Raw genomic sequence first — 22,250 nt, 5'->3', positions numbered from 1 at the left:
GAACGGGAAGGCGCCGGGCCCCCCGCGGGTTCCGGCGCCTTCCGTCCTGCGCCCGCCGCGTCCCGGCGGGCGGGGCCGGCCGGGCTCAGCCGGCCCCCGCGATGACCTCCGCCGCCGCCCGGCCGCAGACGCGGGCGGCACCGTGGGTGGCGATGTGCAGGGCGCCGCGGGGAGCCGCCTGCGGCAGGCCCATCTCGACCACGACGGTGTCGGGGCGGGCCGCGAGCAGGGTGTCGAGGGCCGTCGCCATCCAGGGGTGGCGGTGTTCGTCGCGCAGGACGGCCACGATGCGGCGGGAGCCGGCGGCGTCGAGGACGGCGCGTCCCGCGTCCTCGGCGGAGAAGCTGCCGGTCTCGGTGCCGGGCAGGAGGCGGAAGAGTTCCGCCGCGACGCCCCAGGGGGTCTGGTCGCCCACCGCGAAGTTGGCGACGGGGGTGAGGGCGGCGACGTAGGGCGGCTCGGTGAGCGGGGTGAAGTGCCCAGCCGGGGTCACCCGCACGGCGCGGCGGGCCGCGCGCAGGCCCACCTCCTCGTCGGGAGCGCGGACCGGGCCTGCCTTCGCCGCCTCGGCGGTCCAGCGGGCCAGGGAGCGTACGCGTGCGGCCGCGTCCGCGAGCCGCTCCTCGGGGAGTTCGCCGGTGCGCACCGCCGAGACCAGGGCGTCGCGCAGGCGCCGTACGGTCTCCTCGTCGGAGAGGCCGCCGCCCACGCAGATCGCGTCGGCGCCGGCGGCCACGGCCAGGACGCTGCCGCGCTCGATGCCGTACGTGCTCGCGATCGCCTTCATCTCCATGCCGTCGGTGACGATGAGGCCGCCGTAGCCGAGTTCGCCGCGGAGCAGTTCGGTGAGCGCGCGGGGCGACAGCGTCGCGGGGCGGTTCGGGTCCAGGGCGGGGACGAGGATGTGCGCGCTCATGACGGCGCGGCTGCCCGCGGCGATGGCCGCGCGGAACGGGGTCAGGTCGCGGGCGTCGAGCACCGAGGCGTCCACGTCGATGCGCGGCATCGCGTCGTGGGAGTCGACGGCCGTGTCGCCGTGGCCCGGGAAGTGCTTGGTGCAGGCGGCGACCCCGGCGGACTGCAGGCCCGTGACGTAGGCCGCGGTGTGCCGGGCGACCAGGTCGGTGCCGGCGCCGAAGGACCGTACGCCGATCACGGGGTTCTCCGGGTTGGAGTTCACGTCGGCCGAGGGCGCCCAGTTCAGGTTCACCCCGCAGGCGGCCAGCCGGCGGCCGAGTTCGGCGGCCACGTCCCGGGTGAGCTCGACGTCGTCCACCGCGCCCAGCGCGTTGTTGCCGGGGAAGGAGGAGCCGGTGCGCACCTCCAGGCGGGTCACGTCCCCGCCCTCCTCGTCGATGGCGACCAGGACGTCGTCGCGTTCGGCGCGCAACCGCGCGGTCAGGGCGGCCACCTGCTCCGGCGAGGCGATGTTGCGGCCGAACAGGCCGACCGAGGCGAGCCCCTCGCCGAGGCGGCGCAGCACCCAGTCGGGGGCGGTGGTCCCGGTGAACCCGGGCTGGAGGACGGTCAGCGCGTCCCGTGTGAGGGTGTCGGTGCCGCTGGCGAATGTCGGCCGTGTCATCAGGTCGCGTTATCCCTTCACTGCGCCCGCGGTGAGCCCCGCGGCCATCTTGCGCTGGACGAGGAGGAAGAGCACGACGATCGGTACGGCCATCATCGTGGCCCCCGCCATCATCGGGGCGTATTCGGTGCCGTGCTTGGTGGTGAAGTTGCCGAGCCAGACGGTCGCGGTCTGGTGCTTCTGGCTGAGCAGCATGAGGGCGTAGATGTACTCGTTCCAGGCCTGGATGAAGGCGTAGACCGAGGTGGCGACCATGCCGGGGGCGAGCAGCGGGAAGACCACGCGGATGAAGGCGCTGGTGCGGCTGCACCCGTCGACCATCGCCGCCTCCTCCAGCTCCCGGGGGATGTTGACGATGAAGCCGCGCAGCGTCCACACCGTGAAGGGGAGGATGAAGGTCAGGTACGTGATGATCAGGCCCGTGAGCTTGTCGTACTGCTCGAGGTCGTTCAGCAGCAGGAAGACCGGGATGATCATGGCGACCAGCGGCACCATCTGGACCGCCAGGATGCCGACGATGACCACCTTGCGGCCGCGGAAGGCGAACCGGGAGATGGCCAGTGCGGCCAGCACGCCGACGACCATGCCGATCACGACGACCGCGAGGGACACGACGAGGCTGCGCCCGACCGGGCCCCAGAAGTCCGCGATGTCCAGCGCCCGGCGGAAGTTGTCGAGCGTGAACCCGGTCGGGAACAGGCTCGGGTCCGGGTCGATGGCGTCCTTCGCCGGCTTGAAGGCCGTGTCGAGCATCCAGTAGAGCGGGAAGCCGGCGACCAGGAAGACGACGAGACCCAGCAGGTTCCAGCCCAGGCGCGGCCTTGCGCGCCGCCTGCCGCCCGGGGTCACGGCGTTCACGCTGGTCATTCGACCTCTCCGATCTTCAGCATCTGGCGCATGTAGACGGCGACGACACCGAGCAGCAGCAGCACGGTCAGCAGGGCGATCGCCGAGCCCTGGGCGTAGTCGTTGACCACGAACGCGCGGTCGTAGGAATAGGTGTTGAGGATCTGGAACTCGGCCTCGGGATGGCCGCCGCGCATCACGAAGACCTGCGGGAAGACACCCATGTCCCAGATCACCGACAGGGTCGTGAGCATCACGATGATCGGTTTGAGGATGGGGAGGGTGACGTAGCGGAAGACTCCCAGCGGGCCCGCGCCGTCGAGCCGGGCCGCCTCCTCCAGTTCCTTGGGCACCTGGGTCAGGCCCGCGCTCAGCGTGATGACGACGAAGGGGACGGCCCCCCACACCACGAGCAGCATGATCACGGCCAGCCCCTGGGGCCCGCTGGCGAACCAGTTGTGGCCGACCATGTCGACACCGGGCAGCTTGCTCAGCAGCGCGTTGAAGACGCCGTAGTCCGAGTCGAAGAGCCACTTGAAGACGGTCGTGGCCACGATGACCGGCATGCCCCAGCTGGCGATCAGCACGATGTTGATCATCGTCTTCACCCAGCCGGAGACCTTCTGCAGCAGCAGCGCCACGAGCATGCCGAGGACCATCGTGAGGATCACGCAGCCGGCCGCGAAGATGATGGTCCGCAGGACCACGGCCCAGAACTCGCTGTCGCCGAGGACCTTGGCGAAGTTGTCGAAGCCGACCCACTCGGCGGGCTTGAAGCCCCACAGCTGGGACTGGCCGAAGCTCTGGAAGGAGAGCGTGACCAGGCGGAACAGCGGATACGCCATCACCAGGGCGAGGACCAGCAGGCAGGGCGCGAGCAGCAGCCACGGCGTGGCCGCGCCGCCGGAGGTCCGGCTTCTGCGCGGGTTCTTCCCGACCGGCGGTGGTGGCGCCTGCCGCGCCGGCGGCACCTTGGCGGGGGTGGTCGTGTCTGCGGCACTCATGGCGCGCTCCTCAGCGGTCCCTCAGGTCGTACGAAAGCGAAGCCCGTACGGTCTGTACGGGAAGCAGGGCCCCCGGCCACCGGAGGCCGCGGGCCCTGCCGCGTAGGTCACTTGGTGTTGATGACCTTGTCGATCGCGGCGTCCGCCTCCTTCGCGGCGGCCTCGACCGACTTCTTGCCGGTGCCGATGTTCTGCAGCATCGTCTGCAGGACCTGGGCCTTCTCGACCTGGCCCCAGCCGGGGGCCATCGGGACGAACCAGTTGGACTCGGCGGCGGTGGCCGGGACCGCGGTGGCCGGGTCGTTCTTCAGCGTCGCGAGGTCCGTCTTGTTGTTGGGCAGGTTGCCCTTGGCCATCAGGCCCTTCTGGCCGGCGGGACCGGTGAAGGCGTTGATCCACTCGGCGGCGACGGCCTGCGCCTTGGACTTCACCGGGATGGCCAGGTCGCTGCCGCCCAGGAAGACGGGCATGTTCTTGCCGGACGGACCCGGCATCACGAAGTTCTCGAGGTTGTCCTTGAGCTTGCCGGTCTTGTCGTTCTTCGGGTCGGCGGCGGTCGCGCCCTCCCAGGCCGCTCCGAAGATCATGCCGGACTTGCCCTGGCCGTAGACGATGTAACGGTCCGACTCGTCCTTGGTCTTGTCGCCGTGCATGTACTTGTCGATGACGTTCTTGAACTCGGTGAGGCCCTTGACGGACTCCGGCGAGGACAGGTTGGCCTTCCACTGGCCGCCGTCCTGCTTGGCGATGGAGCCGCCGGCGTCGTAGACGAAGGACATGGCCGCGTACCAGTCACGGGTGGGCTGGTACCAGGCGGAGAACTTGTCGCCCTCCTTCTTCTGCACCTTGTCCAGGGCGGCGGTGAGTTCGGCGTACGTCTTCGGCGGGGTCTTCACGCCGACCGAGGCGAAGACGTCCTTGCGCCAGTTGGCGACGCGGCCGCCGGCGTAGTAGGGGACGCCGTAGGTCTTGCCGTCGTACGTCACCGAGGCCTTGAGGCCGTCCAGCCAGGCGGAGGAGTTGCTGAACTTCGCCGGGTCGACGGGCGCGAAGGCGCCCTTGACCATGTAGCCCAGCATCTCGGTGTTGCCCATCTCGACCACGTCGGGGGCCTTGTCGGTGGCGAGGACGGCGTCGAGCTTGGTGTTCTTGTCCGGCCAGCCGTAGTACTCGTGGTTGATCTTGATGCCGGGGTGCTTCTTCTTCACCGCGGCGTCGGCGGCCTTCACCAGGTCCGGCCAGTTGTTCTGGGCGTCGACGGTGAGCCAGACGGTCAGCTCCTTGGCGTCCGCGCCGCTGCTGGAAGAGCCGTTGCCGTCGTTGCCACCACACGCCGCGATGGAGACCATCATGCCCGCGATACCGATCGCGGCTATGAGCTTGCGCTTCACGCCACCCTCCTCAGGGATGCCCACACCTCCCGCCCCCAGGCCGGGACCTGAACCAATGGTGTAGACCAGTAGGGGGAGCTTGGACCAGACCAGAGGGCCTGTCAAGAGCGCTCGAAACCCCTCTGACCAGCCGTTATGCGACCTACATATGCAAGAACCTTTAAGTAAGAAGCCAGCGAAAACACCGGCGGCGGAGTACTCTCTTCCGCTAGACCACTTGAGCTGTGGACTAGACCAGAACAGACAGCGCCGGTATACAGAAGGGATCACGAAGTGACCCGCATCCGGAGCCGGGAAGGCAGAGCATGAGCACCGAGGTCAGCAGTGCGGAGAACGAGGGCGGGGCAAGTGTCCGTACCGCGCGCGTGCCCAAGTACTACCGCCTGAAGAAGCACCTGCTCGACATGACGGAGACGCAGTCGCCCGGCACCCCGGTACCGCCCGAGCGCACCCTGGCCGCCGAGTTCGACACCTCCCGCACCACGGTGCGCCAGGCCCTCCAGGAGCTGGTGGTGGAGGGCCGGCTGGAGCGGATCCAGGGCAAGGGCACCTTCGTCGCCAAGCCCAAGGTCTCGCAGGCGCTGCAACTCACCTCCTACACCGAGGACATGCGCGCCCAGGGCCTGGAGCCGACCTCCCAGCTGCTGGACATCGGCTACATCACGGCCGACGACCGCCTCGCCGAGCTGCTCGACATCACCGCGGGCGGCCGGGTGCTGCGCATCGAGCGCCTGCGCATGGCCAACGCCGAGCCGATGGCCATCGAGACGACCCACCTCAGCGCCAAGCGCTTCCCCGCCCTGCGCCGGTCCCTGGCCAAGTACACCTCTCTCTACACCGCCCTCGCGGAGGTCTACGACGTCCATCTCGCCGAGGCCGAGGAGACCATCGAGACCTCGCTGGCCACCCCGCGCGAGGCCGGCCTGCTCGGCACCGACGTGGGCCTGCCGATGCTGATGCTCTCCCGGCACTCCCTGGACCGGGACGGGCAGCCGGTGGAGTGGGTGCGCTCGGTGTACCGGGGCGACCGCTACAAGTTCGTCGCACGCCTCAAGCGCCCCCAGGACTGAGGCCCTCCACGCCGGCGCACGCGGCGTGACGCCGCCGCGGGCGCCCGACGGGCCGCCCCGCGGCCCCCGCGCGGCGCACCCGTGACACCGTTGTGCACTCGAGACTGGGCCTTCACTGAATCGACATGCCGATATGCGGACGAGGTCTTCCGTTGCCGTGACACGGTGACCTAGATTGCCTGCGCATTACACAGGTGATCACAGGTGATCGTGAGGGGACGGAGCCGCACCATGTCCGAAGTGCCCGAAGTGAGACCCCCGGTGGTGACCCCGATGCGTGTGGTCATCGCCCTCTGCCTGATCGCACCGTTCGTGGCGATGCTCTGGGTCGGCTCGTACTCCAGGACCGGCCCGGCCTTCATCGGCATCCCGTTCTTCTACTGGTACCAGATGCTCTGGGTGCTGATCGCCACCGCGCTGACGATGGTCGCGTACCAGCTGTGGAACCGTGACCAGCGCGCCCGCGCCGCACACAAGGACGGTGGGTCGGAGTGAAGGACGGCGTGAACGGCGTCGCACTCGGCGTCTTCATCTTCTTCTTCGTGGCCGTGACGGCCATGGGCTTCCTCGCGGCGCGCTGGCGCAAGGCCGAGAACGAGCACTCGCTCGACGAATGGGGCCTGGGCGGCCGGTCGTTCGGCACCTGGGTCACCTGGTTCCTGCTCGGCGGCGACCTGTACACGGCGTACACGTTCGTCGCCGTGCCCGCGGCGATCTACGCGGCGGGCGCGGCCGGCTTCTTCGCGGTGCCGTACACCATCCTGGTCTACCCGCTGATCTTCACCTTCCTGCCCCGCCTGTGGTCGGTCTCCCACCGGCACGGATACGTCACGACCTCGGACTTCGTGCGCGGCCGCTTCGGCTCGAAGAGCCTGTCGCTGGCCGTCGCGATCACCGGCATCCTCGCCACCATGCCGTACATCGCCCTCCAACTCGTCGGCATCCAGGCCGTGCTGGACGTGATGGGCGTCGGCGGCGGCGACAGCACCAACGGGTTCGTGAAGGACCTGCCGCTGCTGATCGCCTTCGGTGTGCTCGCGGCGTACACCTACTCCTCGGGCCTGCGGGCCCCCGCGCTGATCGCGTTCGTGAAGGACGCGCTGATCTACATCGTCATCGCCGTGGCGATCATCTACATCCCGATCAAGCTCGGCGGCTTCGACGACATCTTCGCGAAGGCGAGCGCGGCGTTCACGCAGACCAACCCGGCGACCGGCAAGCCGCGCGGCGCTCTCGTACCCCCGGGGACGGGCCAGTGGGCGTACGCCACCCTGGCGCTGGGCTCCGCGCTCGCGCTGTTCATGTACCCGCACTCGATCACCGCGACGCTCTCCTCGCGCAGCCGTGAGGTGATCCGCCGCAACACCACGATCCTGCCGCTGTACTCCCTGATGCTGGGTCTGCTGGCGCTGCTGGGCTTCATGGCGATCGCGGCCGGGGTCAAGGTCACCAACGGGCAGCTGGCGATCCCGCAGCTGTTCGAGAACATGTTCCCGGACTGGTTCACGGGGGTGGCCTTCGCGGCCATCGGCATCGGTGCGCTGGTGCCGGCGGCGATCATGTCGATCGCGGCCGCGAACCTCTTCACCCGCAACATCTACCGGGACTTCATCAAACCGGACGCCACGCCGAAGCAGGAGGCCCAGGTCTCCAAGATCGTGTCGCTGCTGGTGAAGGTCGGCGCGCTGGCCTTCGTCCTCACCATGGACAAGACGGTCGCCATCAACTTCCAGCTGCTGGGCGGCATCTGGATCCTGCAGACCTTCCCGGCCCTGGTCGGCGGTCTGTTCACCCGCTGGTTCCACCGCTGGGCGCTGCTCGGCGGCTGGGCGGTCGGCATGGTCTACGGCACCGTCGCCGCGTACGGCGTCGCCTCGCCGACGCACGCGCACTTCGGCGGCTCGGCGAAGGAGATCCCCGGGCTCGGCCAGATCGGCTACATCGGCCTGACCGCGTTCGTCATGAACGCGGTGGTCACGGTGGTCCTGACCTTCGTCCTGAAGGCCGTGAAGGCCCCGGAGGGTGTCGACGAGACCGCGGCGGACGACTACACCGTGGACGCCGGCGACCCGGGCGTGCAGGTGGAACTGCCGCCCGCGACGGCGGCGGAGTCGCGCTAGGTGTATTGACCCGTGAGGTCGGGAACGCGGGAGCCGTCACGCCGGAGCCGTCGTGACCGAACGGGCCGCCGGAGCATTCCGGCGGCCCGTTGTCGTACTCGTCCGCCACACTCGGTGCATGGACGTGGTGATCCGGCGGGCAGGACCCGCCGACTACGAGATCCTGGGCGGGATCACCGCCGAGGCCTACCTCCGGGACGGGCTGCTCGCCTTCGACAGCGGCGGCCGGTACCTGGCCGAGCTGAAGGACGTGGCCGGGCGGGCGGCCGCCGCGCGGGTGCTGGTGGCGGAGGCGGACGGGCAGCTGCTCGGCGGGGTCACCCTCGTGCCCTCGGGCGGCCCCATGGCCGACATCGCCCGGCCCGGGGAGGCCGAGATACGCATGCTCGCGGTCGCCCCGGCGGCTCGCGGCCGGGGCGCCGGGGAGGCCCTCGTGCGCGCCTGTGTCGACCGGTCCCGGGCCGTGGACGGCTGCACCGGTGTCGTCCTGTCGACCCAGCGCGCCATGCTCGCCGCCCACCGCATCTACGAGCGCGCGGGCTTCGCCCGTGTTCCCGAGCGCGACTGGAACCCGCTGCCGGGCGTGGCGGACCTCCGGCTGCTCACCTATCAGTTGACGTTCTGACACGCTCCGAAATCACGGCGACACACCCACACGACACAACATATGGGGGTGCTTCTCAGACCGGGCACAAGATGTATGCTCATGCTCGCTGTCGCCGCAGGGGAATCCGGTGCGAATCCGGAACTGTCCCGCAACGGTGTACCCATGCGTGTCCGCACCCATGGGCGTCAGTCCGAGGACCTGCCGACAGCGCGCCCGGCCGCCGTGGTCCGGGTGCTTCGACGTCCGGGCCTCGTGGAGTGGGCCGGTGGACGCGGCGCCGTCGTGCGCTCGTGGCTGCCCCCTGCCCTCCGCAAGGCCCCCGTGCCGAGCGAGGGAGAGCCCCACGTGAGCATCGCGCCAGCCGAACCGGCCTCAGCGACACCGTCCACGCCGTCGTCCGCCGAGGACGGTCCCGGGGCCGCACTGCTGCGGACCCTGACCGAACTGACCGGCGACCTCCCCGGCGCCGACGCCGGCCGGGTCGCCGCCGCGGCGCTGCGCGGACGTTCGGCGGGGGCGGACGGGACACAACTGCGCGAGCTGGCCACGGAGGCGGCCGCCGGCCTCATCTCGGAGGACCCCGCCTACTCGCGGCTGGCCGCGCGCCTGCTGACGGCCGGCATCACCGCGGAGGCCGCCTCGCAGGGCGTGACGTGCTTCACCGAATCGGTCGCGGTCGGCCACCGCGAGGGGCTCATCGCCGACCGCACGGCCGAGTTCGTCCGGCTCCACGCGGGGCGGCTCGACGCCCTCGTCGACACCGGCGCCGACGACCGCTTCGGCTACTTCGGCCTGCGCACCCTCCACAGCCGCTACCTGCTGCGGCACCCGATCACCCGCAAGGTCATCGAGACGCCCCAGCACTTCATGCTGCGCGTCGCCGCCGGTCTCGCCGAGGACGACACCGCGCGCTCGGTCGGCGAGGTCGCCGCCCTCTACCGCCTGATGAGCCGCCTCGACTACCTTCCCTCCTCCCCCACGCTGTTCAACTCCGGTACGCGCCACCCCCAGATGTCGTCCTGCTACCTCCTGGACTCCCCCCGCGACGAGCTGGACTCCATCTATGACCGCTACCACCAGGTCGCCCGCCTCTCGAAGCACGCCGGCGGCATCGGCCTGTCGTACTCCCGCATCCGCGCCCGGGGTTCGCTGATCCGCGGCACCAACGGGCACTCCAACGGCATCGTCCCGTTCCTGAAGACCCTGGACGCCTCGGTCGCGGCCGTGAACCAGGGCGGCCGGCGCAAGGGCGCGGCCGCGGTCTACCTGGAGACCTGGCACTCGGACATCGAGGAGTTCCTGGAGCTGCGCGACAACACCGGTGAGGAGGCCCGCCGTACGCACAACCTCAACCTCGCCCACTGGATCCCGGACGAGTTCATGCGCCGGGTGGACGCCGACGCGCGGTGGTCGCTGTTCTCCCCGGCGGACGCGCCCGAACTGGTCGACCTGTGGGGCGAGGAGTTCGACGCCGCGTACCGCGCGGCGGAGGCCGCGGGCCTGGCGCGCAGAACCGTCCCGGCCCGCGAGCTCTACGGCCGCATGATGCGTACGCTCGCCCAGACCGGCAACGGCTGGATGACCTTCAAGGACGCCGCGAACCGCACCGCCAACCAGACCGCCGAGCCGGGCCGCGTCGTGCACTCCTCCAACCTCTGCACGGAGATCCTGGAGGTCACCGACGACGGCGAGACGGCGGTCTGCAACCTCGGCTCGGTGAACCTGGGCGCCTTCGTGCAGGGCGGTGACCTGGACTGGGAGCGCCTGGACGAGACCGTCCGCACGGCCGTCACCTTCCTGGACCGCGTGGTCGACATCAACTACTACCCCACCGAGCAGGCGGGCCGGTCCAACGCGCGCTGGCGTCCCGTCGGACTCGGCGTGATGGGCCTGCAGGACGTCTTCTTCAAGCTGCGGCTGCCCTTCGACTCCCCCGAGGCGCAGGCCCTCTCCACCCGCATCGCCGAACGCGTCATGCTCGCCGCCTACGAGACCTCCGCCGACCTCGCCGAGCGCAACGGCCCGCTGCCGGCCTGGCAGCGGACCCGTACCGCCCGCGGCGTCCTGCACCCCGACCACTACGGCGTCGAGCACACCTGGCCGGAGCGCTGGGCCGCGCTGCGCGACCGTATCGCCGCCGTCGGCCTGCGCAACTCCCTGCTGCTCGCCATCGCGCCGACCGCCACCATCGCGTCGATCGCCGGCGCCTACGAGTGCATCGAGCCGCAGGTCTCCAACCTCTTCAAGCGCGAGACCCTGTCCGGTGAGTTCCTGCAGGTCAACTCGTACCTGGTGAACGACCTGAAGGAGCTCGGCGTCTGGGACGCCCGCACCCGGGAGGCGCTGCGCGAGGCCGGCGGCTCGGTGCAGGACTTCGCCTGGATCCCCGAGGACGTACGGCGCCTGTACCGCACGGCGTGGGAGATCCCGCAGCGCGGCCTGATCGACATGGCCGCGGCCCGCACCCCGTACCTGGACCAGTCCCAGTCCCTGAACCTCTTCATGGAGACGCCGACCATCGGCAAGCTCTCCTCGATGTACGCCTACGCCTGGAAGCAGGGGCTGAAGACGACGTACTACCTGCGCTCGCGCCCGGCGACCCGGATCGCGCGCGCCGCACGGGCCACCGTCCCCGTCCAGCAGGCGGCCGACCCCGAGGCCGTCGCCTGCTCCCTGGAAAACCCCGAGTCCTGCGAGGCCTGCCAGTGACCACCCGTCCCAAGAACCTGCTCGACCCCGGCTTCGAGCTGACGCTGCGTCCCATGCGCTACCCCGACTTCTACGAGCGCTACCGGGACGCCATCAAGAACACCTGGACCGTGGAGGAGGTCGACCTGCACTCGGACGTCGCCGACCTCGCCAGGCTCAGCCCCGCCGAGCAGCATCTGATCGGCCGCCTGGTCGCCTTCTTCGCGACGGGCGACTCGATCGTGGCGAACAACCTGGTGCTGACCCTCTACAAGCACATCAACTCCCCCGAGGCGAGGCTCTATCTGAGCCGCCAGCTCTTCGAGGAGGCCGTGCACGTCCAGTTCTACCTGACACTCCTGGACACCTACCTCCCCGATCCCCAGGACCGCGCGGCGGCCTTCGCGGCGGTCGAGAACATCCCCTCCATCCGCGAGAAGGCCGGGTTCTGCTTCCGGTGGATGGACTCGGTGGAGAATCTGGACCGCCTGGAGTCGAAGGCCGACCGCCGCCGCTTCCTGCTCAACCTGATCTGCTTCGCCGCCTGCATCGAGGGGCTGTTCTTCTACGGCGCCTTCGCCTACGTCTACTGGTTCCGCGGCCGCGGCCTGCTGCACGGCCTCGCCACCGGCACCAACTGGGTCTTCCGCGACGAGACGATGCACATGTCCTTCGCCTTCGACGTGGTCGACACCGTCCGCAAGGAGGAGCCGGACCTCTTCGACGACGGGCTCCGGCAGCAGGTGACGGACATGCTGCGCGAGGCCGTCGAGGCGGAGCTGCAGTTCGCCCGCGACCTGTGCGGTGACGGCCTGCCCGGCATGAACACCGACTCCATGCGCGAGTACCTGCAGTGCGTCGCCGACCAGCGCCTGAGTCGCCTCGGCTTCGCCCCGGTGTACGGCTCGGAGAACCCGTTCTCCTTCATGGAGTTGCAGGGCGTGCAGGAGCTGACCAACTTCTTCGAGCGGCGCCCGTCGGCGTACCAGGTGGCCGTGGAGGGCACGGTCGACCTCGACGAGGACTTCTGACGCCATTCCCCAGGACGGCCCATGGAGGGTCCATGGGCCGTTCACGGGTCGTCCATGGATCTTCTATGGACCTTCTATGGACCGGCAAATTCCTGACGCCGCTCCTTCTCCCGCCTCCCCCGCCCCGGTTAGGTTCTGGCCGTCCTGTTCATGTCATGTTCAACGGCATTGCAGGGTGTTCGAAATGTCATGCTCATGACCGCGCACTCTGCCGCCGCTACGCGCGTCACTGGGCCTGCCTGAGACCCCACCGATGGAGGCAGTACCCCCATGCGTGAGAAGCCCAGACGGAGCCTGCGAAGACTCCTGACCACCGCCATACCCGCCCTCGCCCTCGGCCTCGCCGGACTCGTCGCGGCACCGGCGCACGCGGCGCCCGCGGTCTCGCACACCTCCCCCGTCACACAGAACGCGCACGCCCTCACCTCCCCCGCCCGGCAGACCTTCCACCCGACCGGCAAGGCCGGCCAGAAGGTGCCGACCACCCATCTGTGCGCCACGGCGCGGCCCGGTCACGCGTCCTGCTTCGCCCAGCGCCGCACCGACATCAAGCAGCGGCTGGCCTCCGCGCTCGCCGCGGCCGCCCCCTCCGGGCTCAGCCCGGCCAACCTGCACAGCGCCTACAACCTGCCCTCGACGGGCGGGTCGGGCCTGACGGTCGCCGTCGTCGACGCCTACAACGACCCCAACGCCGAGTCGGACCTGGCGACCTACCGCTCGCAGTACGGACTGTCCTCCTGCACCAAGGCCAACGGCTGCTTCAAGCAGGTCAGCCAGACCGGCTCCACCACCTCGCTGCCGACGAACGACACGGGCTGGGCGGGCGAGGAGGCACTGGACCTCGACATGGTCAGCGCCGTCTGCCCGAACTGCCACATCGTTCTGGTCGAGGCGAACTCCGCCACCGACTCCGACCTCGGCACCGCCGAGAACGAGGCCGTCGCGCTCGGCGCCAAGGTCGTGTCCAACAGCTGGGGCGGCAGCGAGTCGTCGTCCCAGACCAGCGAGGACACGTCGTACTTCAAGCACCCGGGTGTCGCGATCACGGTGAGCTCCGGTGACTCCGCCTACGGCGCCGAGTACCCGGCGACCTCGCAGTACGTGACCGCGGTCGGCGGCACGGCGCTGTCCACCGCCGCCAACTCCCGCGGCTGGACCGAGTCCGTGTGGAAGACCAGCTCCACCGAGGGCACCGGCTCCGGCTGCTCCGCCTACGACCCCAAGCCGAGCTGGCAGACCGACACCGGCTGCGGCAAGCGCATGGAGGCCGACGTCTCCGCCGTCGCCGACCCGGCCACCGGTGTGGCGGTGTACGACACCTACGGCGGCTCCGGCTGGGCCGTCTACGGCGGCACGAGCGCGTCGGCGCCGATCATCGCCGGCGTGTACGCGCTGGCCGGCACGCCGGGCTCAGGTGACTACCCGGCGAAGTACCCCTACAGCCACACGGGCAACCTGTACGACGTCACCAGCGGCAACAACGGCTCCTGCTCCACGTCGTACTTCTGCACCGCGAGGGCCGGCTACGACGGCCCGACCGGCTGGGGCACCCCCGACGGCACCACCGCCTTCACCACCGGCGGCAGCACCGGCAACACGGTGACCGTCACCGACCCGGGCAGCCAGTCCACCGCGACCGGCAGCCCGGTCAGCCTGCAGATCAGCGCGAGCGACAGCGCCGGCGCCGCGCTCACCTACAGCGCCTCCGGCCTGCCCACGGGCCTGTCGATCAACAGCTCGACCGGCGTGATCTCCGGCACGGCGTCCACCGCGGGCACCTACCAGGTCACCGTCACCGCGAAGGACAGCACCGGCGCCTCGGGCTCGGCCTCTTTCAGCTGGACGGTCAGCACCTCGGGCGGCGGCACCTGCACCGCGGCGCAGCTGCTGGCCAACCCCGGCTTCGAGTCGGGCTCCACCGGCTGGAGCGCGACCAGCGGCGTCATCACCAACGACACCGGGGAGGCCGCCCACGGCGGTTCGTACTACGCCTGGCTCGACGGCTACGGCACCACCCACACCGACACCCTCTCGCAGTCGGTGACCGTCCCGGCCGGCTGCACGGCCACCCTCACCTTCTACCTGCACATCGACTCCTCGGAGACCACCAGCAGCACCGCCTACGACAAGCTGACGGTCACCGCCGGATCCAAGACCCTGGCGACGTACTCCAACCTCGACGCCGCCTCCGGCTACACCCACAAGTCCTTCGACCTGTCCTCGTACGCGGGCTCGACCGTCACCCTGAAGTTCAGCGGTGCCGAGGACTCCTCCCTGCAGACCAGCTTCGTCGTCGACGACACCGCCGTCACGACGAGCTGACCGACCCAGCACCCCGGGCCCCGGCCGCCGCCTTCGCGGCCGGGGCCCGGGCGTGGATCCGGGCGGGCCGGTGACACGTCAGAGGGGAGAGGAGGTCCCCATGCGTCGAACGATCCCCCACACGGCCCTCGCCCTCGTCGGGCTCACTCTCGTCCTCGCCGGCTGCGGCGGCCAGTCCGGCAGCGGCAAGGGCGGCAGCAGCAGCGTGTCGTCCTCCCCCACCCCCACGACGAGTCCGGCGAGCGGCCCGACGAGCAGCCCCACGGGATGTGCGCCGGCGTCCGCGCTCTCCGTGCGCGACAGCGGCCGCACCGTGTGCCTGGCGGTGGGCGGGACGGTCCGCATCAGCCTGGACGGCACGGCCAAGCGGCCCTGGAAGCCGGTCACCGTCAAGGGCTCGGGCCTCCAGGCCACCAACAGCGGCTTCGTCCTGCAGCCCGGCGACGCGAGCGCCGCCTACAAGGCCGTGTCGCCGGGCAAGGCCCGGCTGCAGTCCACCCGGCCGCTGTGCGCCGCGCAGACCGGCCGGGTGTCCTGCCTGGGCCTTCAGGAGTGGTGGGTCACCGTGGTGGTGAGGTAGCGCTGCCGGCGGACGGGGCGCCCGGCCGGCCCGGGCGCCTCCGCCTCGCGGCGGGCCCGCTCGGCCTCGCGGATCTGCCGGTCGGTGCGACGGTCGCGCGCGATGCCGATCACCGACGGGAGAACCATCAGGACGAGGATTCCGAGAACGGTCAGCATTCCGATCAGTCCCTCGATGTGTGCCGTATCCATGGACACCACTGTCGCGCCGTTCACTCCTTACAAACAGTGGCAGGACTGCCGTGGACCCTCGATTTACTGCCAACCGCGAGGCACACTGGGCAGATGCTGCAGAACGTCGCCGCCGCCGTCCTCGACGGCGTGAACCCCTTCGAACTGGCCGTCGTCTGCGAGGTGTTCGGCATCGACCGCAGCGACGACGGACTGCCCGTGTACGACTTCGCCGTCGCCTCGGCCGAGGGGCCGGTGCTGAGCACCCGTGCGGGCTTCTCCATGAACGTCGCGCACGGCCCGGAGCGGCTGGAGGAGGCCGATCTGATCGCCGTGCCGGCCGGCGCCCACTACGAGAGCCGGCCGTTCCCGCCCGAGCTGCTCGACGCCCTGCGCCGCGGGGTCGAGCGCGGTGCCCGGGTGCTCAGCGTCTGCTCGGGCGTCTTCGTGCTCGCCGCGGCCGGGCTGCTCGACGACCGCCGCTGCGCCGTCCACTGGCACCACGCGGACGAGCTGGCCCGGGCGTACCCGCGGCTGACCGTCGAGCCCGACGTCCTCTACGTCGACGAGGACCCGGTGATCACCTCCGCGGGCACCGCCGCCGGCATCGACGCCTGTCTGCACATCGTGCGCAAGGAGCAGGGCCCGGAGGTCGCCAACAAGATCGCCCGGCGCATGGTGGTGCCGCCGCACCGGGACGGCGGGCAGGCGCAGTACATCGAGCGCCCGCTGCCCCGGTCGCACGGCGACACCGTCGCCGAGGTGCTGGTGTGGATGGAGCGGCACCTCGACCGGGAGGTCACGGTCGAGCAGCTCGCCGAGCGCGCCCACATGTCCCCGCGCACCTTCGCCCGCCGCTTCCAGCAGGAGACGGGCACCACCCCCTACCGCTGGATCCTGCGGCAGCGCGTGCTGCTGGCCCAGCGGCTGCTGGAGGGGACGGACGAGACGGTGGACGCGATCGCCGGGCGGGCCGGGTTCGGCAACGCGGCGGCGCTGCGCCACCAGTTCGTACAGGCGATCGGCACCACACCGAACGCCTACCGGCGCACGTTCAGGGGCCCCGAGGCGGTCGCCTGACCGCGTGGCCGCCGTCAGTCGTTGGCGACCACGGGGTAGCGCGGCTCGTTCTCGGCCATCTGCCGCAGCGCGTCCTTGCGTTCGCGCTTGGAGAGGCGGTCGATGTAGAGGTAGCCGTACAGGTGGTCGGTCTCGTGCTGCAGGCAGCGGGCGAAGTAGCCGGTGCCGCGGACCCTGACCGGGTTGCCCTTCTCGTCCTGCCCGGTCACCTCGGCGTAGTCCGGGCGGGCCAGCGGCGCGTACGCCGTCGGCACCGACAGGCAGCCCTCGTTGCTGTCGTCCAGCCGGCGCTTCTCCGCGGGCAGGTCCACCAGCCTGGGGTTGCAGACGACACCGACGTGCCGCACGCCCTCGTCGTCGCCGCAGTCGTAGACGAAGACCTTCAGGTCGACGCCGATCTGGTTGGCGGCCAGGCCCACGCCCTCGGCGGTGCGCTGCGAGGCGAACATGTCCGCCACCAGCTGCTGGAGCTCGGGGCCGAAGTCGGTGACGTCCTTGCATTCCTTGTGCAGCACCGGATTGCCGACGACCGTGATCGGCCGCGAGGTGCCCCGCTCGCGCCAGGCGGCCTCGCGCTCCTCCGCCTCCTGCGTGTCGATGACGAAACCCTCGTCGTCCACGGGGAGCACGCCCGCGTGCTGCTGATCGGTGTCCTGCTGCGCCATGACCGACGTAAGCCTTCCTCGGAAAAACAGGGGTGTGATGCTGATACAGGGTAAGGGGAAGCGCCCCCTCGAGGGGCCCGGGGAACCGCGCGACCAGCCACGACGAAACCGGCACCCGGCAACGGCGCTAGCAGACCTCCTCGAGATCCCGCCAGTCCCGCGAGTCAGGACTGTCGGCAACCCACCCGTCCAGCAACCCCCGCACCAGTGAGGCCGGCGCGGCGACGCCGCATTCCCGCTCCGGCACCCACAACTGCCCGTCCGTCCGGTGCCCCAGCGGTCCCGGATGCCCCGGCTCACTGTGGTCGTGCGGGTCGAGATGCTCACCGTCGCCCTCGTCCGAGGGCATACGCGACTCCGAACACATCCGGCACAGCAGGCGCACCGACGACGACCAGTCCTCCGCGGCGAAGCCCGCGTCGGCCGCCAGCTGCTCCAGGGCGTCCCGGTCCGCCTCCGTCGCGGCCTCCAGCAGCACCACCCAGGTCGGCACCGGCGAGGGCGCCCACAGCTCGATCTCGTCGAAGACCGGGAAGGAGTGCCCGGCCGCGGTGGTCCGCTCGCCGTGCGGCACCCCGTCGTGCAGGACGACCTCGCCCCAGCGCCGCCCGGAGGACGGCAGCGGGATCGACAGCACCTCGCTGCGGGCGGGGTCCAGCCGCCGGCCCCACACCACCTCGGCCTCCCCCTCGGGAGACAGCCGTACGGCCGCGCTGCCCAGGTCCATGCCGACGGGCTCACCGGTCGAGGTGCCGCCGCCCGGCACGTGCAGCCCGTAGGCCTGCCAGGCCCGCCGGGCCAGCGGCCAGTCCTGCAGGGCGGTGGCCGCGATGCCGACGTTCCACCAGTCGGGCGCCCCGGTCTCCCGGTCCAGCAGCGCCACGGCGCGCAGCCCCGCCGCGCGGGCCTGCTCCCAGTCGTGCCGGAACTTGTGCAGCAGGGCGAGGTTGAACCAGGACTCCGACAGCCAGGGCTCCAGGTCGGCGGCGCGTGTCAGCAGCGCGCCCGCGTCCTCGTACCGGCCGTCGCCGATCAGGGTGAACGCGCGGTCCGTGGCCTGCCGCCAGGAGGCGGAGGGCCGGTGCCGTCCCTTGCCGAAGATCCTCACGATTCCCGCCTGCCAGTTCCTTGGAGTGGGCCGGCTGGTGCTGCCCCCGGACACCCTCTCATTCGCATCCAACCACGTACGGCTGGAAGGCCGCTCATTACCCATGGGTTACCCAGCCGAAGGCAAGGTCAGACTGTCTCTTGCGAGGACCCGGGCGAGCGACTCCACCACGTCGGGCGCGTACTCCTCGGCCGTGGCGAGCCGCAGTTCCTCCAGGGCCGTGAGGGGCCCGCCGGGCCCGGCGTCGCGCGTCATCTCCTCGTAGGCGTTCACCGCCCGCACGATCCGCGCGGCGACCGGCTGCTCCCGGTAGGGGTCGGCCTGCCGCTCGACGACCACGGCGACCGCGGAGTCGACCCCGGTCTGGCGCACCACCGCCCCGCCGAGCAGGGCGATCCGGCGCTGCTCGGCCGCGGGCAGCACCGCGGTGGCGCCCGCCGGCACCGGGTCGACCAGGCTGAGCTGGCCGATGTCGTGCATCAGCGCCGCGTACTCCAGCACGCTCAGCTCGGGCCGGGTCAGCCCCAGGTCCCGCCCCACGGCGCGGCTGAGGCCCGCCACCCGCCGCGCGTGCCCCGCGGGCGTGTACCCGGCGATCTCGGTGGCGCGGGCCAGCGAGGCGATGGTCTGCCGGTAGGTGCTCCGCACGGCGGCGTACCGGCGGAAGGACAGCTGGGTGAGCAGCAGCGGCAGACAGAACACGGGCAGCGCCCAGAGCCCGGCGACGGCGACCGCGAGCGCCATCACCGCGCCCGTGGCGCACACGGCCGAGCCGATGCCGAGGAGGGCGTGCAGTTCGTCCCGCAGCAGCGGTCCGAAGGGCCATCGGGTCCGGGCGTGCGCGAGCGCGGCGGCGAGCACGGCGTCGCACAGCGCGGTCAGGGCGAGCAGGGCCAGGATCAGCAGCGCGTACGCCGGGCCCCGCCAGGCGTCGAACACGCCCCGGCTGTAGAGGGGTTGGAAGCAGACGGCGGCGAACGCGACGGTGAGGACACGCCGTGCGAGGTGGTCGAGCACGGGTCCCCGCCCGCGTGCGACGTGCGGCACGCCGCCGAGCAGGGCGGCGGCGAGGACGACGGCGACGACCTGGGTGACGCCCTGGTGGGTGGGCCGACCGGCGTCCTCTCCGAGCAGCGCGTACGACAGGGCTCCGGCGGCCCCGAGCGGCGCGGCCTCCCTGACCCGGGCGCCGGTCCACCGGCTGAGCTCGCCGACGGTGACGAGCACGCCGAACGCCAGGGCGGTCGGGCGCTCCTGGAGGCCGGTGAGGCAGGTGGCGGCGAGGGAGCCCGCGGCGAGGAGGGCGGCGGCGGTGTGGATGAGGACCGTCAGCGGTGGACGGGGGCTCATCGGTGGGCTCTCGGGCGGTCGGCGGGCGGGGCCGGCGCCGGGACGTGCGGCTGTTCCTGCGCGGTGACCGCCGGATGCCAGCCGTGGCGGCCGAGCGAGCGCACCAGTGCCGTGACCATCCGCGGGTCGAACTGGGAACCGGCGCACCGCTGGAGCTCCTCCAGCGCGGCCGGCACGGGCCGGGCCCGCCGGTAGGAGCGCGTGGACGTCATCGCGTCGAAGGCGTCGGCCACGGCCACCACCCGCGCGGACTCCGGGATCTGCGCGCCGACCAGTCCGTAGGGGTAGCCGCTGCCGTCCAGCCGCTCGTGGTGGTGCAGGACGGCGGCGCGGGCCTCGCCCAGGAAGCCGATTCCGCGCACCATCTCGTGGCCGTACTCGGGATGCAGCTCGATCACCCGCCGCTCCTCGGGGGTCAGCGGTCCGTCCTTGCGCAACAGCCGTGTGGGGACGCCGAGTTTGCCCACGTCGTGCAGGATCCCGGCGAACCGCAGCACCTCGGTGCGCTCCTCGTCCAGGCCGAGTTCACGCGCGATCATCATGGATGCCTGGCCGACGCGTTCGCTGTGGCCGCGCGTGTACTCGTCCTTGATGTCGACGGCCTGCACCAGCGCGCGGATGGTGGCCTGGTGGGCGGCGCGCTCACGGTGGTACTGCGCGAACGCCCACCAGGACACGCACATCGGCAGCAGCACCAGCAGCGCCGCGACGCAGCCGTACGGGCTGCGCCACAGCACGGCCATCATCAGCCCGGCGAGCCCGTGCACGGCCACCGGCGCGAGGGACCGCACGAACAGGCCGCGCCAGGCCCGCCGCGGCGGCATCCCCTCCGCCAGCACGCGGATCCCGCCGTCCAGGGCGGTCAGCACCAGGCAGAACGCCAGCACGGCGGCGCCCGCGGGCACCAGCGCGTACGGGAAGTCGCAGGCCACGACCGCGTCCCGCCCGCCCAGCGACCAGTGCACCCGGCTCGCGGCCCACACCCCGAGGACCAGCTGTGCGGCCCGCCAGATCCGGCGCGTCCGCCGCGGCCGCCGGTGGACCCGGGAGAGCAGCGTGCCCGGCAGCGCGGCCAGGGCGGCGGCCGGCGGGGGCAGCAGGAAGGCCCCGGCGAGGAGCACGGGGTAGAACGTTCCGGCAAAGTGCCGGCGGGCGGCGGCCCGCTCGCCGCAGGCGTACAGCAGGGCCAGCAGGGCGACGGCCCACCAGGGGGTGTGCGTGCCGGGCAGCGGGAGCAGGCACAGCAGGGCGCCGAGGACCGTGCAGGCCACGTACGCACGGGCCCGAGCCGGAACCGCCTCCATCACGCCCCTCCGCCGGCCGATGCTGCTCAGGCTGAGGAGCGTAGGGCGGCCGGAGGGGGCCGCGGGGCCGGGAACGGTGGATTAGCACGTTCGGGTGACGGCGGCCCGTTCCAGGTGTGTCCGGCGCGAGGGGGCGTGCGCCCGGCGGGAGTTCAGGACTCCTGCGGGGTCGCGGTGATGTCGTGCTCGGGGACGGACTGGCCGGAGCGGATCAGCTCGATCCGCCCCATGACCTTGGACCGCAGGTCCGTCGGCACGTCGTCATGCCCGCAGCACCGCTTCACGAGCTTCTTCACGGCCTGCTCCAGGCCGTACTTCTCCAGGCACGGCGAGCACTCCTTGAAGTGCTGCTTGAACTTGGCGCGATCGACTTCCGGCATCTCACTGTCGAGGAACTCGTAGAGGTGATCGAGGACCTCACTGCAGTCCGTCTCGTGCGGCTCTCCGCAGCTCATGAGCCCGAGCCTTTCGCTTCGTTCGACTCTCCGGCACCGGCCGGGACCAGCCCGCGCTCACGGGCGTAGTCCTCGAGCATGCCGCGCAGTTGACGGCGGCCCCGGTGCAGCCGGGACATCACCGTACCGATGGGTGTCCCCATGATGTCCGCGATCTCCTTGTAGGCAAAGCCCTCTACGTCGGCGAGGTAGACGGCGATGCGGAATTCCTCGGGGATCGCCTGGAGGGCTTCCTTCACGTCGGAGTCCGGCAGATGGTCGAGCGCCTGCGACTCCGCGGAGCGCAGACCGGTCGACATGTGCGACTCGGCGCGGGCGAGCTGCCAGTCCTCGATCTCCTCGGCCGCGGAGCGCTGGGGTTCACGCTGCTTCTTGCGGTACGAGTTGATGAAGGTGTTCGTCAGGATCCGGTACAGCCACGCCTTCAGGTTGGTGCCCTCGCGGAACTGGTGGAAGGACGCGTACGCCTTGGCGTACGTCTCCTGCACCAGGTCCTCGGCATCCGCCGGGTTGCGCGTCATGCGCAGCGCGGCCGAGTACATCTGGTCGAGGAATTCGAGCGCGTCACGCTCGAAGCGCGCGCTGCGCTCCGAGGTCGACTCGGCGCTGACGCCCTGGCCCTCGGGCTGCTCCGCCTGGCCGTTGTCGGTCCCTGCGTCGATCCCAGTGACCGGACCCACCTCCTCAAGATTCCGGGCGGAGCCGAAACCGGTCCCACCAGAATCGGAGGATAGACGACGACCCGTCCCGCCCGCCCCTCGAATCGGGGTGGTCTTGGCCGCAGTCAGCACCGTCCAGTCCAGGTCAGTGCGGCTGTCGCGGCTCGGGCATACCGTCGAACCCATGCGGCTGACTTCCTCTCCCACGGCGTCGGTGC

The 22,250-nt window shown here is 71.1% G+C and carries 20 protein-coding genes and 1 riboswitch; of the genes, 9 read left to right on the top strand and 11 right to left on the bottom strand.

What is annotated here, in order from left to right; genetic code table 11:
- Positions 1 to 85: 85 nt before the first annotated feature.
- From ACJ9NR_RS26290 to ACJ9NR_RS26275, 4 genes are all read right to left on the bottom strand, one after another.
- Positions 86 to 1,582, bottom strand: coding sequence for a glycoside hydrolase family 3 protein (locus tag ACJ9NR_RS26290; protein WP_412493391.1), 1,497 nt, complete (start codon positions 1,580 to 1,582; stop codon positions 86 to 88).
- Positions 1,583 to 1,591: 9 nt separating this feature from the next.
- Positions 1,592 to 2,449: a carbohydrate ABC transporter permease gene (locus ACJ9NR_RS26285; RefSeq protein ID WP_412493390.1), complete on the bottom strand. Its 858-nt coding sequence runs from the start codon at positions 2,447 to 2,449 to the stop codon at positions 1,592 to 1,594.
- Positions 2,446 to 3,432 carry a carbohydrate ABC transporter permease gene (locus tag ACJ9NR_RS26280; protein ID WP_412493389.1) on the bottom strand — a complete coding sequence of 329 codons (987 nt, stop codon included), beginning with the start codon at positions 3,430 to 3,432 and terminating at the stop codon, positions 2,446 to 2,448. Before ACJ9NR_RS26280 ends, ACJ9NR_RS26285 begins: the two co-directional genes overlap by 4 nt.
- 107 nt (positions 3,433 to 3,539) lie before the next feature.
- Complete coding sequence (locus ACJ9NR_RS26275) at positions 3,540 to 4,823, bottom strand: extracellular solute-binding protein (RefSeq protein ID WP_412493388.1); 1,284 nt, start codon at positions 4,821 to 4,823, stop codon at positions 3,540 to 3,542.
- A gap of 305 nt (positions 4,824 to 5,128) precedes the next feature.
- Here ACJ9NR_RS26275 and ACJ9NR_RS26270 point away from each other — a divergent pair, with 305 nt between their 5' ends.
- From ACJ9NR_RS26270 to ACJ9NR_RS26235, 8 genes are all read left to right on the top strand, one after another.
- Entirely contained in the window at positions 5,129 to 5,893 is a 765-nt protein-coding gene (locus ACJ9NR_RS26270) for a GntR family transcriptional regulator (RefSeq protein WP_412493387.1), read from the top strand.
- A 231-nt stretch (positions 5,894 to 6,124) separates the two neighbouring features.
- Entirely contained in the window at positions 6,125 to 6,388 is a 264-nt protein-coding gene (locus tag ACJ9NR_RS26265) for a DUF3311 domain-containing protein (protein WP_412493386.1), read from the top strand.
- On the top strand, positions 6,385 to 8,013 hold the full coding sequence (gene mctP, locus ACJ9NR_RS26260; protein ID WP_412493385.1) for a monocarboxylate uptake permease MctP: 1,629 nt from the start codon (positions 6,385 to 6,387) through the stop codon (positions 8,011 to 8,013). Before ACJ9NR_RS26265 ends, mctP begins: the two co-directional genes overlap by 4 nt.
- Positions 8,014 to 8,131: 118 nt before the next feature.
- A complete protein-coding gene (locus tag ACJ9NR_RS26255; protein ID WP_412493384.1) occupies positions 8,132 to 8,638 on the top strand; it encodes a GNAT family N-acetyltransferase in 507 nt (168 codons plus the stop codon).
- A gap of 75 nt (positions 8,639 to 8,713) precedes the next feature.
- Positions 8,714 to 8,840, top strand: a riboswitch (cobalamin riboswitch).
- A gap of 125 nt (positions 8,841 to 8,965) precedes the next feature.
- The gene (locus ACJ9NR_RS26250; RefSeq protein WP_412493382.1) at positions 8,966 to 11,329 is read left to right on the top strand and encodes a ribonucleoside-diphosphate reductase subunit alpha; all 2,364 of its coding nucleotides are present in this window, start codon (positions 8,966 to 8,968) and stop codon (positions 11,327 to 11,329) included.
- A gap of 53 nt (positions 11,330 to 11,382) precedes the next feature.
- Positions 11,383 to 12,339: a ribonucleotide-diphosphate reductase subunit beta gene (locus tag ACJ9NR_RS26245; protein ID WP_412493531.1), complete on the top strand. Its 957-nt coding sequence runs from the start codon at positions 11,383 to 11,385 to the stop codon at positions 12,337 to 12,339.
- Positions 12,340 to 12,609: 270 nt separating this feature from the next.
- Complete coding sequence (locus tag ACJ9NR_RS26240) at positions 12,610 to 14,661, top strand: putative Ig domain-containing protein (protein ID WP_412493381.1); 2,052 nt, start codon at positions 12,610 to 12,612, stop codon at positions 14,659 to 14,661.
- Positions 14,662 to 14,761: 100 nt separating this feature from the next.
- Positions 14,762 to 15,241 carry a hypothetical protein gene (locus ACJ9NR_RS26235; protein ID WP_412493380.1) on the top strand — a complete coding sequence of 160 codons (480 nt, stop codon included), beginning with the start codon at positions 14,762 to 14,764 and terminating at the stop codon, positions 15,239 to 15,241.
- Here ACJ9NR_RS26235 and ACJ9NR_RS26230 read toward each other — a convergent pair.
- On the bottom strand, positions 15,208 to 15,432 hold the full coding sequence (locus ACJ9NR_RS26230; RefSeq protein WP_412493379.1) for a hypothetical protein: 225 nt from the start codon (positions 15,430 to 15,432) through the stop codon (positions 15,208 to 15,210). The genes ACJ9NR_RS26235 and ACJ9NR_RS26230 overlap by 34 nt on opposite strands.
- 93 nt (positions 15,433 to 15,525) lie before the next feature.
- Between ACJ9NR_RS26230 and ACJ9NR_RS26225 the strand changes: the two genes are divergently transcribed.
- On the top strand, positions 15,526 to 16,491 hold the full coding sequence (locus tag ACJ9NR_RS26225) for a GlxA family transcriptional regulator (protein ID WP_412493378.1): 966 nt from the start codon (positions 15,526 to 15,528) through the stop codon (positions 16,489 to 16,491).
- A gap of 14 nt (positions 16,492 to 16,505) precedes the next feature.
- Here the strand turns inward: ACJ9NR_RS26225 and def are convergent, their stop codons facing one another.
- The 6 genes from def to sigR form a co-directional block, all read right to left on the bottom strand.
- Positions 16,506 to 17,156 carry a peptide deformylase gene (gene def, locus ACJ9NR_RS26220; protein ID WP_412493377.1) on the bottom strand — a complete coding sequence of 217 codons (651 nt, stop codon included), beginning with the start codon at positions 17,154 to 17,156 and terminating at the stop codon, positions 16,506 to 16,508.
- Positions 17,157 to 17,283: 127 nt separating this feature from the next.
- Positions 17,284 to 18,264, bottom strand: a complete 981-nt coding sequence (locus ACJ9NR_RS26215; RefSeq protein WP_412493376.1) for a tetratricopeptide repeat protein — start codon at positions 18,262 to 18,264, stop codon at positions 17,284 to 17,286.
- A 108-nt stretch (positions 18,265 to 18,372) separates the two neighbouring features.
- Positions 18,373 to 19,614 (bottom strand): HD-GYP domain-containing protein, encoded by a 1,242-nt coding sequence (locus ACJ9NR_RS26210; RefSeq protein WP_412493375.1) that lies wholly within the window; start codon positions 19,612 to 19,614, stop codon positions 18,373 to 18,375.
- A complete protein-coding gene (locus tag ACJ9NR_RS26205; protein WP_412493374.1) occupies positions 19,611 to 20,918 on the bottom strand; it encodes an HD-GYP domain-containing protein in 1,308 nt (435 codons plus the stop codon). Before ACJ9NR_RS26205 ends, ACJ9NR_RS26210 begins: the two co-directional genes overlap by 4 nt.
- A 152-nt stretch (positions 20,919 to 21,070) precedes the next feature.
- On the bottom strand, positions 21,071 to 21,373 hold the full coding sequence (rsrA, locus tag ACJ9NR_RS26200; RefSeq protein ID WP_412493373.1) for a mycothiol system anti-sigma-R factor: 303 nt from the start codon (positions 21,371 to 21,373) through the stop codon (positions 21,071 to 21,073).
- On the bottom strand, positions 21,370 to 22,053 hold the full coding sequence (sigR, locus tag ACJ9NR_RS26195) for an RNA polymerase sigma factor SigR (protein WP_058923321.1): 684 nt from the start codon (positions 22,051 to 22,053) through the stop codon (positions 21,370 to 21,372). The genes rsrA and sigR overlap by 4 nt, the downstream gene beginning before the upstream one ends.
- Between the last annotated feature and the right edge of the window lie 197 nt (positions 22,054 to 22,250).

It is taken from the genome of Streptomyces sediminimaris (assembly GCF_047049295.1).
Taxonomy (GTDB): Bacteria; Actinomycetota; Actinomycetes; order Streptomycetales; family Streptomycetaceae; genus Streptomyces; species Streptomyces sediminimaris.
Note: the sequence above shows the minus strand (reverse complement) of the source record. Positions and strands in the feature narration are given on the sequence as shown.